This is a genomic window from Stutzerimonas stutzeri (genome assembly GCF_000219605.1).
In the GTDB taxonomy this organism is placed as follows: Bacteria; Pseudomonadota; Gammaproteobacteria; order Pseudomonadales; family Pseudomonadaceae; genus Stutzerimonas; species Stutzerimonas stutzeri.
Genome location: NC_015740.1, coordinates 1,601,793 through 1,614,625 on the forward strand (window position 1 = coordinate 1,601,793; position 12,833 = coordinate 1,614,625).

Sequence of the window (12,833 nt, forward strand, 5' to 3'; positions counted from 1 at the left end):
TGCTGCGTAGGGGGACGAGCCGCATGGATGCGGCGAGAGGGCTAGGCGCCCCCGCATAAAGGGCCAAGGATGGCCCTTGTAAGCCGGCCTCCGGAGCAGCGCCGGTGCGAGGGAAGTCTGGCCGGAGGTCAGACCCGGATGTCGGGGTGGCCTTCTCTTTGGTTACTTTCTCTTGGCCAGACAAGAGAAAGTGACTCGCCGTGCAGGCGAAATCTGCCGGTTGGGACGAGGAAAGCGTGGCGGGAGCATCAAGCAGCGCGCCATCACCTGAAAATAAACTGTTCACTTTTTTGTGGCTCATTTCTAGTTGCATAGAAAGGAGAAGCTCAAGAAAAGTCCCAGTGCATTTGTTTAAAAGAGGGTGCTACGCCTTGCATAAGTAAAAGCTTTGCAGCTTCGTCGATGCGGTCTCTTGTAGATAGTGCCTCAATTTCTTGGGCTTTTTTAAAAAGTTCATAAATGCTGGGCTCGATAAACGTATTGCTGTAACTATAAAGCTCGTATTCTTTTAGCTCATGCAGCGAAAACTGTTTTGTTGTATTAATTAAGTAAAGGGCTGTGCTTTGCGTTATGCTTCTCGCATCTTTAAGGCATAAATGTCTAAAGACCCTGACGGCAGCTCCTTTGGGGTTTGGGTTGTGCAAAAGCACTATATCCATTTTTTTTCTTTCTAAGCTTTCTAGATAGCTAGAATCGCAAATGACTTCACGGGAGCGCCAGTTCATTAGTATGGCATCCCAGTTTAGAATTGTTGTTTTGGTTAGGGAATGAATTGATTCGTATTTTACGAAGCCGCGAGCTACAGCCCATGTGTCCTTTGCGTGCCATATGTCAATTGGCCAGCCGGCGACAGTTAGTCTGTAGCCGCCGAATTTATTCGGTGTGAGTCCAAGGTTTGAGATTATATTAAAACAGTCTTCCCAGTTCCCATCTATGACTATGTCAATATCTGAGCAGAAACCTTTTTTTCCGAACATGGCTATGTCGCGGAGTATTCCTCCAAAAAGATAGATATCTGAATAGGGGGAGCTCTTGGATATTAATTCAATAAAATCTTTTGGCTTTTTGAAGGCATAGGCGGCGCCTCCCGTCTTCGTGGAAGTATCATTTAAGTCTAGGGGGATTTGGTTTTTGGTCATTGGCCGCTTGGGTGCGGTATCAAAAAACCTTTCTACCCTAGACTTTAGGTTAGAGAATGAGGCGACTGCTCGCATGCTATTGGGAGAAGCCTGTCAATGATCTAAATTCGTTATGCTTCTTAATGAGGTATGACTCAGTCATTCCGGAGAGTGCGTCGCAAATTAATTGCGCTTTTGGGTAGTTCGGGTTTTCATGGCCTCCAGTCGTAACAGCGTCCTTGTAGACTCTCCTGTAGTTTTCTGAAATGGCTCCGAAAACGTAACGCTCGAATGGGTGATCTCTGCTTTCGCCTTTGGAAACGGCGTCCCAGAGCATGTCCATCATGCTTTTTATATGATTGCTCCCTTGCAACTCGAGCTTTAGCACATCTTTATGTTGGAAGCCAAAGTGAAAATCAAATTTTTTGGTCGTTGCGCAAAGGTGGCGGCAGCTGGAGTTTTTGATGATTTCGAAGCCGGGGGCAATTTCTCCGCTCATTATGTCGTCAACTTTTTCTACAAAAACACTGATTGCTGAATTAACCATTTCAGAAATCGCTGTCACGCGAAACATTTGCATCGATATGTCGTTCAGCTCGCGAGAGCTAAGGTTTTCCTTTCTGAACTCTTCATTTTTACGTTTGGATGAGGTAATGACTCTTTCGATGACCTCGTCTTGATGCGAATTACTGTCGAGGTAATCCATGAGGTCATAGAAAGATGCGTAGCCTTTCTTGACTGTATCTTCCGCATCAATAACTGAATATGCGATATCGTCACAAGCCTCCATGATATATGCGAGGGGGTGTCTTATGCCTTCAGATAGTCCAGTATGTTCCCATACTTCTTGAACTATGCTTCGTTCACTTTTGAATATCCCGGCCTTTTTGAATCCGCCTTTATTTTCTGAGCCGTAAATGCTCGGGTACTTTAATAATGCCGCCAATGTTGCGAGCGTGAGGTTTAAACCAAATTGATCGTTTAACACCTGTAGCCGAGTCAGTAGCCTGAACGTCTGAGCATTGCCGTCGAACTCTAGGAAATCGAGGTCAAAATTTTCATCATTCCGCTCCGCAAACCATTGTTGCATTGCTAATTCGCCTTGGTGCCCGAACGGAGGGTTGCCCAAGTCGTGTGCTAGTCCTACGGCAGCTAATAAAGGAGGAATGTTCCTTTTAACGTTTAGCTTTTCGTGGTCTGGCCCAAAAACCCGTTCTGCATGCTCAAACGCAAGCTGAATACCAATTCCCCTGGCTAGGTTGCTGACTTCGTGTGAGTGAGTCAGACGAGTCCTGACAGAGTCGTTTTCCTCCATTGGAAATACTTGCGTTTTATCAGCTAGGCGCCTAGTTGGTGTTGCGAACAGAATGCGATCGTAATCACGCTCGATCTCTGTTCTTTTCGAAGCAGTGCCTATGGTCTCGCTTGAGCCATGAAGATCTTTCCTGCGAACAGGGTTTAGCAACTTTTCCCAAGAGAGCATTTTCGGCGTCCTAGTGAAAAACTCTTAAGCAAAGCCCTGCATTAGCAGGGCTCATTTATGGTTCTGCGACAATCTTTACATTTAATCCCAGCTCAACGCCCCACCAGTCTGATACTCAATAACCCGCGTCTCAAAGAAGTTCTTCTCCTTCTTCAAATCCATGATTTCCGACATCCACGGGAACGGGTTGGTAGTGCCTGGATACTCTTCCTTCAACCCAATCTGCGTCAGGCGACGGTTGGCAATGAACTTGAGGTAGTCCTCCATCATTGCGGCGTTCATGCCGAGTACGCCACGGGGCATGGTGTCGCGGGCGTATTCGATTTCCAGTTGGGTGCCCTGGAGGATCATCTGGGTCGCTTCGTCCTTCATCTCGGCGTCCCACAGGTGCGGGTTCTCGATCTTGATCTGGTTGATCATGTCGATGCCGAAGTTCAGGTGCATGGACTCGTCACGCAGAATGTACTGGAACTGCTCGGCGGTGCCGGTCATCTTGTTGCGGCGGCCCATGGAGAGAATCTGGGTGAAGCCGCAGTAGAAGAAGATGCCTTCGAGTACGCAGTAGTAGGCGATGAGGTTCTTCAGGAACTGCTTGTCGGTCTCCGGGGTGCCGGTCTGGAAGGTCGGGTCGGAGATGGAGCGGGTGTACTTGAGGCCCCAGCTGGCCTTTTTCGCGACGCTCGGGATCTCGTGGTACATGTTGAAGATCTCGCCTTCATCCATGCCCAGCGATTCGATGCAGTACTGGTAGGCGTGAGTGTGGATCGCCTCTTCGAAGGCCTGGCGCAGGATGTACTGGCGGCACTCGGGGTTGGTGATCAGGCGGTAGGTGGCCAGCACGAGGTTGTTGGCGACCAGGCTGTCGGCGGTGGAGAAGAAGCCGAGGTTGCGCTTGACGATGCGGCGCTCGTCTTCGCTGAGGCCGTCCTTGCTCTTCCACAGGGCAATGTCGGCGTTCATGTTCACTTCCTGCGGCATCCAGTGGTTGGCGCAACCATCCAGATACTTCTGCCAGGCCCAGTCGTACTTGAAGGGGACGAGTTGGTTGAGGTCGGCGCGGGCGTTGATCATGCGCTTCTCGTCGACGCGCACGCGGGCGGCTTCGCCTTCCAGTTCGTTGAGGCCTTCGCGGATGTCCAGCTCGTCCAGCGCGCGCTTGGCACGGGCGATGGCGTCGGAGTCGTCAGCGGCAACGGCGCGGGCTTCTTCCACGGAGCCGGCGGCTTCGTTGTCCAGCTTGACGGCGGTCTGGCTTGCCGGCTGCGCGGCAGCGGTGGCCGGCGCGGCGGTGGTGGTGTCTTCTTCGTCGAATTCGTCCCAGCTCAGCATGTGCGATTGCTCCTGATCGGGGACCGGGGCTTGGCCGGTCGGATGTATTTGGGTGGCTTTTGGTTTGCACGCAAAAGCGGTGTCTGGTTTTGGCCGAGGTAGGTCGGGCCTTTTGTATCGTCTGGTGGGGTTGCCCCTCACCCTAACCCTCTCCCCGGAGGGGCGAGGGGACTGGTTCGGCGTTGGCGTCTGGCTTGTTCGATCGGTAGCCACTGCGTTGGCCTTGGGCTCCTGGCGAGCAGGAGCGGGCCGTTCTGTTTCCTTGTTGCAACAGGGTGCGAGCGTGGAGCTGAGCGAGTGGCTGCTAGGCGGCTGCCGAGCCGGAACCCCTGAGCGTACAGCTGTACGTGATGGGGTCCGGTTCGGCGGCCAACGCCGCAGACGCCGCTCAGCTACGCGCGACTTCTGTTACTGGCAGGCTTCGCAGTCGGGGTTATCGATGGAACACGCCAGCGGCACCGGAGCCGGCTTCGGCTCTGCAGCCGGCGCGGCGCTGGCGGAGTTCGCCGCCTCGCTGCCACCACTGGACACGGCATTCAGCTTGCCGGTGTTGATGGTGGACTTCTCGGTGCTGGTCGCGGCCAGGGCACGGAGGTAGTAGGTGGTTTTCAGACCACGGTACCAGGCCATGCGGTAGGTCACGTCGAGCTTCTTGCCCGAGGCGCCGGCGATGTAGAGGTTCAGCGACTGCGCCTGATCGATCCACTTCTGGCGGCGGCTGGCGGCGTCGACGATCCAGCGGGTTTCCACTTCGAAGGCGGTGGCGTACATGTCTTTCAGATCCTGCGGGATGCGCTCGATCTGCTGTACGGAGCCGTCGTAGTACTTGAGGTCGTTGACCATCACCGGATCCCACAGGCCGCGGGCCTTGAGGTCGTGGACCAGGTACGGGTTGATCACGGTGAACTCGCCGGACAGATTCGATTTGACGTACAGGTTCTGGTACGTCGGCTCGATGGACTGCGACACGCCCACGATGTTGGAGATGGTCGCGGTCGGCGCGATGGCCATGATGTTGGAGTTGCGGATGCCTTTCTTCACGCGCTCGCGGATCGGCGCCCAGTCCAGGGATTCGGAGAGGTCGACGTCGATGTACTTCTGGCCACGGGCCTCGATGAGGATCTGCTGGGAATCCAGCGGCAGGATGCCCTTGGACCACAGCGAGCCGTCGAAGCTGGAGTAGGCGCCACGCTCGTCGGCCAGGTCACAGGAGGCCTGGATGGCGAAGTAGCTGATGGCTTCCATGGACTTGTCGGCGAAGTCGATGGCGGCATCGGAACCGTAGGCGATGTGCTGCAGGTACAGGGCGTCCTGGAAGCCCATGATGCCCAGGCCCACCGGGCGGTGCTTGAAGTTGGCGTTCTGCGCCTGCGGCACGCTGTAGTAGTTGATGTCGATGACGTTATCGAGCATGCGCACAGCGGTGCGCACGGTGCGCTCCAGCTTGGCCGAATCCAGCTTGCCGTCGACGATGTGGTTGACCAGGTTGATCGAGCCCAGGTTGCAGACGGCGATCTCGTCCTTGTTGGTGTTCAGGGTGATCTCGGTGCAGAGGTTGGAGCTGTGCACCACGCCGACGTGCTGCTGCGGGCTGCGCAGGTTGCACGGGTCCTTGAAGGTCAGCCACGGGTGGCCAGTCTCGAACAGCATCGAGAGCATCTTGCGCCACAGGTCCTTGGCCGGCAGGGTCTTGAACAGCTTGATCTTGCCGTACTTGGTCAGCTCCTCATAGTACTCGTAACGCTCCTCGAAGGCGCGGCCGGTGAGGTCGTGCAGGTCCGGTACGTCGGAGGGGGAGAACAGGGTCCACTGGCCGTCGTCGAAGACGCGCTTCATGAACAGGTCCGGAATCCAGTTCGCGGTGTTCATGTCGTGGGTACGGCGACGGTCGTCACCGGTGTTCTTGCGCAGCTCGAGGAATTCCTCGATGTCCAGGTGCCAGGTTTCCAGGTAGGCGCAGACCGCGCCCTTGCGCTTGCCGCCCTGGTTGACCGCGACGGCGGTGTCGTTGACCACTTTCAGGAACGGCACGACGCCCTGGCTCTTGCCGTTGGTGCCCTTGATGTAGGCACCCAGTGCGCGCACCGGGGTCCAGTCGTTGCCCAGGCCGCCGGCGAATTTGGACAGCAGGGCGTTGTCGCGGATGGAGTCGTAGATGCCGCCCAGGTCGTCCGGCACGGTGGTCAGGTAGCACGAGGACAGCTGCGGACGCAGGGTGCCGGCGTTGAACAGGGTCGGCGTCGAGGCCATGTAGTCGAAGGACGACAACAGGTTGTAGAACTCGATGGCGCGCGCTTCTTTCTGCTCTTCCTCGATGGCCAGGCCCATGGCTACGCGCATGAAGAAGATCTGCGGCAGCTCGAAGCGGACGTTGTCCTTGTGGATGAAGTAGCGGTCGTACAGGGTCTGCAGGCCGAGGTAAGTGAACTGCTGGTCACGCTCATGGTTGAGCGCGGCGCCCAGCTTGGCCAGGTCGTAGCTCTTGAGCTTGGAATCGAGCAGTTCGAACTCGACGCCTTTCTCGATGTAAGCCGGCAGGGCCTTGGCGTAGAGATCGGCCATCTCGTGGTGAGTGGCGGACTCTGCTACGCCGAGGAAGCCCAGGGCTTCGGCACGCAGGGTGTCCATCAGCAGACGCGCGGTGACCTGGCTGTAGTTCGGCTCGCGCTCGACCAGGGTGCGGGCAGTCATCACCAGCGCGGTGTTGACGTCCTTCTCGGCCACGCCGTCGTAGAGGTTCTTCAGGGTCTCGCGCTCGATCAGCGCGCCATCGACTTCGGCCAGGCCTTCGCAGGCCTCGGTGATGATGGTCTGCAGGCGGCCCATGTCCAGCGGCTGCTGGCTGCCATCGGCGCGGGTGACGCGGATGCTCGGGTGCGGCTGGGCGATGTCGCTGCTGCCGCTGGCACTCTTGCGCTTGACGGCCTGGGCTTCGCGGTAGATCACGTAGTCACGCGCGACCTTCTGCTCGCCGGCACGCATCAGGGCCAGTTCGACCTGGTCCTGGATTTCCTCGATATGGATGGTGCCACCGGAGGGCATGCGACGGCGGAAGGTGGCGGTGACCTGCTCGGTCAGGCGCGCGACGGTGTCATGGATGCGCGAGGAAGCGGCAGCGTTACCGCCTTCCACTGCGAGAAAGGCCTTGGTGATGGCGACGGTGATCTTGTCGTCGGTGTAGGGGACGACGGTACCGTTGCGCTTGATCACGCGCAGCTGGCCCGGGGCGGTAGCCGCCAGATCCGGTGCATCGGCTGATAGCGGGTTCTCGCGAGTGGATTGGTTTTGCATGGGGGCTCCGGATTCTCTTCTGGTCGCGGTTCTATCTGTCTGCGGGCTCGATTGAGCACGGCGTTGTCTGTTGCATAAGCCATGCCCCGCATTGCGGGCGCATGTGTGTCGCAAGGAAAACGTGACCCTGGCCATTCGCTGGCGGAGTCGGTGTCCGGAAGGATAGTCAGGCTGGAGGAACTGTCAACACAATATGTTGTGTTTTGTCGTGGCTCCGAGCACAGCTCCTAGATCCGGGCTTGAAGTCGTCATGGCGGCCTTGCGGTCGTGCTGTTGCGCTTGACCTGAGGCGCCGAACAATGTTGCAGAACTGATCGGGAGGAGGGCAGCGCGCCCGGCTCGATATTTCTTCACTTGTGTCGTTTCGCGTGCCAGAACCCAACATCTAGGGGCTGAGACGCGCAGAGGCGACAAGATAATGCTGGCTCGGGGCCAATGCAAGACCGCCTCCGGGGATAAGCTGTGGATAAGGTGTGAGCCTTTTGTGGGTTAAAGCACAGCGCCCGGCCACAGCCCGCATGGCTTCGGCGCCTGCGCGAAAGCCGACGAAATACGCACCGCCGGGCGCATTTTCACGGATTGGGCCGACACTAGATGTTGTGTTTGCCCCTGCACGTTTTTTGTGCATCGTGCGCGGGCAGGCGTTGGGTACAATGCGCGCTGTTCGGTTTGTGGCCTGACGCGTAGACAGGGGGCGGGGATGGAACAAGAGACGTGGCGTATTCTCATCGTCGAGGACGATCGGCGACTGGCCGAGCTGACGCAGGAGTATCTGCACGGCAATGGCGGCTTCGAGGTGTCGATCGAGTCGGACGGCGCCTGTGCGGTCGAGCGCATCATCGAGGAGCGTCCGGACCTGGTGGTGCTCGATCTGATGCTGCCCGGCGAAGACGGCCTGTCGATCTGCCGACGGGTGCGCGACCGCTACGATGGGCCGATCCTCATGCTCACCGCGCGGGCCGATGATCTCGATCAGGTGCTGGGGCTGGAAACCGGCGCCGACGATTACGTCTGCAAGCCGGTGCGGCCGCGGCTGCTGCTGGCGCGCATCCGCGCCCTGTTGCGGCGCCGAGAGGCGGAAGTGCCGGCCAGCGCCAAGCGCCTGCAGTTCGGCCCGCTGGTGATCGACAGCGCCCTGCGCGAGGCCTGGTTGCGCGAACACCAGATCGAGCTGACCGGCGCCGAGTTCGATCTGCTCTGGCTGCTCACGTCCAACCCCGGGCGCATCCTCTCCCGTGAAGAAATCTTCGCCCAGTTGCGCGGCATCGAATACGACGGCCAGGACCGCTCCATCGATGTGCGTATTTCGCGTATCCGCCCGAAGATCGGTGATGACCCGGATCACCCCAGGCTGATCAAGACGGTGCGCGGCAAGGGCTATCTGTTCGTTTCCGAAGCGGCTGCGGCGCTGGTGTAGCGCCGTTCTCCATGAATTCGATCTTCCTGCGCATCTACGGCGGCATGCTCGGCGTGCTGGTGCTGGTCGCGCTGCTCGGCGCCGGCGGGCTGCATCTGCTCAACCAGTTTCGCGCCGACGATCACCGCGAGCGCCTGGCCAGCGGCACCTTCCGCCTGATGGCGCACAACATGAGCAGCATGACGCCCGTCGAGCGGCGCCAGGCCGCCAACCTCTGGGGGCGGCTGCTGGGCATTCCGCTGCGGGTACGGACGCTGGACGATGTCAGCCTGGATAGCCGGCTGGAGGCGCGCCTTCTACGCGGGCAGGTGCTCGTCGAGCAGATCCGGCCGCGCAGCACCACGGTATTCAGCCTGGTCAGCGCCCGCGATCGGCTGGTGCTCACCGGCGAGGTGGAGCAGCTGAGCGAGCAGCTGGCGCGCGCCACCATCTATCTGCTGATCGACGAGCTGATCCGCTATCCCGAAGTGGAGCAGCCCAGGCGGCTCGCCGAGCTGAAGCAGGCGCGCGGCTTCGGCTTCGATCTGGAGCTGCTGACCCGCGACAATGCCAACCTCGACGACGATCAGCGCAGGCGCCTGGACGAAGGCGATACCGTGATGGCCCTGGCCCGCGGCGGTGATGCCGTGCGCGTGTTCGCCGCCATCGCCGGTACGCGCTGGATCATGCAGCTCGGCCCGCTGCATCAGATGAATCCCTATCCGCGGCAGCTGCTGGTACTGATCGGTGTGCTCGGGCTGTCGCTGATTGGCCTGACGGTCTACCTGCTGGTGCGCCAGCTCGAGCAGCGCCTGAGCGTGCTGGAAAGCGCAGCCACGCGCATCGCCGCGGGCAATCTGGAAACCCGCGTGCCGGATGTCGGCACCGACTCGGTGGGCCGACTGGCGGCGGCCTTCAATGGCATGGCCAAGCATCTGCAGCGCTTGCTGGCAGTACAGCGGGAGATGGTCAGCGCCGTCGCCCACGAGCTGCGCACTCCTGTCGCGCGCCTGCGCTTCGGCCTGGAGATGACCGCCGAGGCCCAGACCGACGAGGCGCGGCAGAAATACCTGGCCGGCATGGATGGCGACATCGACGACCTCGACGCACTAGTGGACGAGATGCTGGTGTATTCACGGCTGGAGCGCGGTTCGCCGAACCTGAGTTTCCAGCGGGTGGAACTGGGGGCGCTGGTCGATCAGGTGATCGGCGAACTGGCGCCCTTGCGCCCTGATGTCAGCGTCGATCGCGGTGAGTGCGTGGTCGCCGAAGACGGCAGCGGGTGGGCCGATGCCGAGCCGCAGTACCTGCGCCGCGCGCTGAGCAACCTGATCACCAATGCCATGCGCCATGCCGAGCGACAGGTACGGGTCAGCTTCGTCATCAACGGGCAAACGGCGCGGCTGGATGTGGACGACGACGGCCCCGGTGTGCCGGAAGCGGACTGGGAAAAGGTCTTCACGCCATTCCTGCGTCTGGACGACAGCCGCACCCGTGCGTCGGGCGGGCATGGGCTGGGCCTGTCCATCGTGCGACGCATCATCTACTGGCATGGCGGCCGTTCCCAGGTCGGGCACAGCGAGCTCGGTGGCGCGCGTTTCAGTCTGGTCTGGCCGCGACAGCACGTGGATTGAGCTGACGTTCCCACAGCTGCGGCAGGGCGGGCTTCAGCCCGCTGGAAGCTGTGGCGAGGGGAGGGCTGGTGGGCTGAAGCCCACCCTACGCGAATGCTACGTAGTGCCCGCGCCCCAATCTCCATCAACGAATCCGGCCTTCATCCAGCGTCAGCTCTTCCTTGGCGAAGTCATCCACGTCGATCACCTTGCGGCGCGCCAGCTCGGCCATGCGCAGCTGTTCGGCTTCGGCCGGATCGAGCGCGCCGGCGGTCAGCGCTGCATCGATCGGATGTTCGCCCGGCAACGGCCGCAGCGTGCCGCCTTTCATCGCCTTGGCCAGCTTCTTCGCCGCACCCTGGCTGGCGGCCAGGGCGTCGAAGGCATGCTTCAGCGCGCCCAGAGGCTGCTCGGGGTCCTGCGGGCGATACATGCCGTCGAGGATGCGCTCCAGCGCCGGATCGCCCTCGGGGCGGCCGAGCAGGGCGGCGACTTCGGCGTCCAGCGTGTCCGACGGCCCCTTGTGCCGTGCACCGAAGGGGAACACCAGGGCATGCAGCAGATGGCCGAGGATGCGGTTGGGGAAGTTGGCCAGCACTTCCTGCAGCGCGCTTTCGGCTTTCTCCAGGCAGTCCTCCAGCGCCCAGCGCAGCAGCGGCTCCTGTTCAGCCGGGTGGCCGAGGTCGTGGAACTGCTTGAGCGCAGCCGAGGCGAGGTAGAGATGACTGAGCACGTCGCCCAGGCGCGCGGACAGCCGTTCGCGACGCTTGAGCTCGCCGCCCAGCAGCATCATCGACAGATCGGCCAGCATGGCGAAGGCTGCGGCGATGCGGTTGAGCGCGCGGAAGTAGGGCTGCGTCACGGCGGTGCCGGGCACTCGCCCCATCAGGCCGAAGCTCAGGCCCAGCAGCAGGGTGCTGGCCGTGTTGCTGACGGCGAAGCCGATGTGCTGCATCAGCAGGTCGTCGAACTTGTTCACCGCGGCGTCGCGGTCCGGCTCATGGACCAGCTCCATTTCCCGCAGCACGAACGGATGGCAGCGGATCGCGCCCTGACCGAAGATCATCAGGTTGCGCGAGAGGATATTGGCACCTTCCACGGTGATGGAGATCGGCGCCGACAGCCACATCCGCCCGAGGTAGTTGTTCGGGCCGAGGATGATGCCCTTTCCGCCGTGGATATCCATGGCGTCGGTGATGCAGGCGCGGCCGCGTTCGGTGAGGTGGTACTTGAGAATGGCCGACAGCACCGAGGGCTTTTCGCCCAGGTCGACGGCGTTGGCGGTGAGGATACGTGCCGCGTCCATCAGCCAGGCGTTGCCGCCGATGCGCGCCAGCGGTTCCTGGATGCCTTCGAAGGCGGCGAGCGGCACGTTGAACTGCTCGCGGACCTGCGCATAGCGACCGCTCACGTAGCTGCAGACCTTGGCGGCGCTGGTGCCGGTCGCCGGCAGGGAGATCGAGCGGCCGACCGACAGGCAGTTCATCAGCATCATCCAGCCTTTGCCGATCATGTCGCGGCCGCCGATGATGGCTTCCAGTGGCACGAAGACGTCCTTGCCCCAGTTCGGCCCATTCATGAAGGCTGCGCCCAGTGGCAGATGGCGACGGCCGATCTCAACGCCGGGCGTGTCGGTGGGGATCAGTGCCAGGCTGATGCCGAGCTCTTCTTCATCGCCCAGCAGGTGGTCCGGGTCGTAGGTCTTGAAGGCCACGCCGAGCAGCGTCGCCACTGGGCCGAGGGTGATGTAGCGCTTCTCCCAGTTCAGGCGCAGGCCGAGCACTTCCTCGCCTTGCCATTGGCCGCGGCAGATCACGCCGCTGTCGTTCATGGCGCCCGCATCGCTCCCGGCGTAGGGGCCGGTGAGGGCGAAGCAGGGGATGTCGGTGCCGTTGGCCAGGCGTGGCAGGTAGTGGTTGCGTTGCTCCTCGGTGCCGTAGTGCATCAGCAACTCGGCCGGGCCGAGGGAGTTGGGCACCATCACGGTGCTGGCAAGGTCGCCGCTGCGGGTGGCTAGCTTCATCACGATCTGCGAATGGGCATAGGCGGAGAAGCCCTTGCCGCCATATTCCTTGGGGATGATCAGGGCAAAGAAGCCTTCGGCCTTGATGTAGTCCCAGGCGGCGGGCGGCAGGTCCATGCGCTGGGCGATATCCCATTCGCTGACCAGTTCGCAGAGGGTTTCGGTAGGCCCGTCGAGGAAGGCCTGTTCTTCATCCGTCAGGCGCGCCTTCGGATAGCCGAGCAGGGTGTCCCAATCCGGGCGGCCGCTGAACAGCTCGCCATCCCACCAGACGGTGCCGGCGTCGATGGCGTCGCGCTCGGTGGCGGAAATCGGCGGTAGGACTTTCTTGAACCAGTCGAACATAGGGCCGCTGAAATAGCGCAGGCGCACATCGGCGACGAGCAGTGGCACGGCCACGGCGATCAGCACCAGCCAGAGCAGGAACACCACCACCCCGGAGGTTTCCGCCGCGGTCATGAAGATCAGGTAGGTGGCGACGATCGCCAGTGCCAGCCGGGGCGCTACGCGCAGGTGGGCGAGCACGGCGATGCCGAGCAGGAGTACCAACAGCCAGAGCAGCGTCATGAGTCTTGTCCTT

General features: G+C 60.7%; 7 protein-coding genes. 2 read left to right on the forward strand and 5 right to left on the reverse strand.

The genetic code is table 11. From position 1 onward, the window contains the following. Positions 1 to 326: 326 nt before the first annotated feature. The 4 genes from PSTAB_RS21535 to PSTAB_RS07690 all read right to left on the reverse strand — a co-directional run bounded on the left by PSTAB_RS21535 (position 327) and on the right by PSTAB_RS07690 (position 7,221). Positions 327 to 1,139 (reverse strand): hypothetical protein, encoded by an 813-nt coding sequence (locus tag PSTAB_RS21535; RefSeq protein WP_148263411.1) that lies wholly within the window; start codon positions 1,137 to 1,139, stop codon positions 327 to 329. A gap of 76 nt (positions 1,140 to 1,215) precedes the next feature. Further along, positions 1,216 to 2,601: a deoxyguanosinetriphosphate triphosphohydrolase family protein gene (locus tag PSTAB_RS07680; protein WP_013982411.1), complete on the reverse strand. Its 1,386-nt coding sequence runs from the start codon at positions 2,599 to 2,601 to the stop codon at positions 1,216 to 1,218. 81 nt (positions 2,602 to 2,682) lie between these two features. Further along, entirely contained in the window at positions 2,683 to 3,930 is a 1,248-nt protein-coding gene (locus tag PSTAB_RS07685) for a ribonucleotide-diphosphate reductase subunit beta (RefSeq protein ID WP_013982412.1), read from the reverse strand. Positions 3,931 to 4,338: 408 nt separating this feature from the next. Beyond that, on the reverse strand, positions 4,339 to 7,221 hold the full coding sequence (locus PSTAB_RS07690; RefSeq protein WP_013982413.1) for a ribonucleoside-diphosphate reductase subunit alpha: 2,883 nt from the start codon (positions 7,219 to 7,221) through the stop codon (positions 4,339 to 4,341). Positions 7,222 to 7,921: 700 nt separating this feature from the next. On the opposite strand from PSTAB_RS07690, the gene PSTAB_RS07695 reads away from it, so the two are divergent. Further along, positions 7,922 to 8,638 (forward strand): winged helix-turn-helix domain-containing protein, encoded by a 717-nt coding sequence (locus PSTAB_RS07695; RefSeq protein WP_011912800.1) that lies wholly within the window; start codon positions 7,922 to 7,924, stop codon positions 8,636 to 8,638. Positions 8,639 to 8,649: 11 nt separating this feature from the next. Then, complete coding sequence (locus PSTAB_RS07700; RefSeq protein WP_013982414.1) at positions 8,650 to 10,251, forward strand: ATP-binding protein; 1,602 nt, start codon at positions 8,650 to 8,652, stop codon at positions 10,249 to 10,251. Between the two features lie 124 nt (positions 10,252 to 10,375). Here PSTAB_RS07700 and PSTAB_RS07705 read toward each other — a convergent pair whose 3' ends face one another. Next, positions 10,376 to 12,820 (reverse strand): acyl-CoA dehydrogenase, encoded by a 2,445-nt coding sequence (locus PSTAB_RS07705; RefSeq protein WP_013982415.1) that lies wholly within the window; start codon positions 12,818 to 12,820, stop codon positions 10,376 to 10,378. Between the last annotated feature and the right edge of the window lie 13 nt (positions 12,821 to 12,833).

Bases quoted from the DNA above. Each gene is read 5' to 3' on its own strand.
- PSTAB_RS07700 (WP_013982414.1), top strand. From the start codon at position 8,650: ATGAATTCGATCTTCCTGCGCATCTACGGCGGCATGCTCGGCGTGCTG.
- PSTAB_RS07690 (WP_013982413.1), bottom strand. From the start codon at position 7,221: ATGCAAAACCAATCCACTCGCGAGAACCCGCTATCAGCCGATGCACCG.
- PSTAB_RS07695 (WP_011912800.1), top strand. From the start codon at position 7,922: ATGGAACAAGAGACGTGGCGTATTCTCATCGTCGAGGACGATCGGCGA.
- PSTAB_RS07705 (WP_013982415.1), bottom strand. From the start codon at position 12,820: ATGACGCTGCTCTGGCTGTTGGTACTCCTGCTCGGCATCGCCGTGCTC.
- PSTAB_RS07685 (WP_013982412.1), bottom strand. From the start codon at position 3,930: ATGCTGAGCTGGGACGAATTCGACGAAGAAGACACCACCACCGCCGCG.
- PSTAB_RS21535 (WP_148263411.1), bottom strand. From the start codon at position 1,139: ATGACCAAAAACCAAATCCCCCTAGACTTAAATGATACTTCCACGAAG.
- PSTAB_RS07680 (WP_013982411.1), bottom strand. From the start codon at position 2,601: ATGCTCTCTTGGGAAAAGTTGCTAAACCCTGTTCGCAGGAAAGATCTT.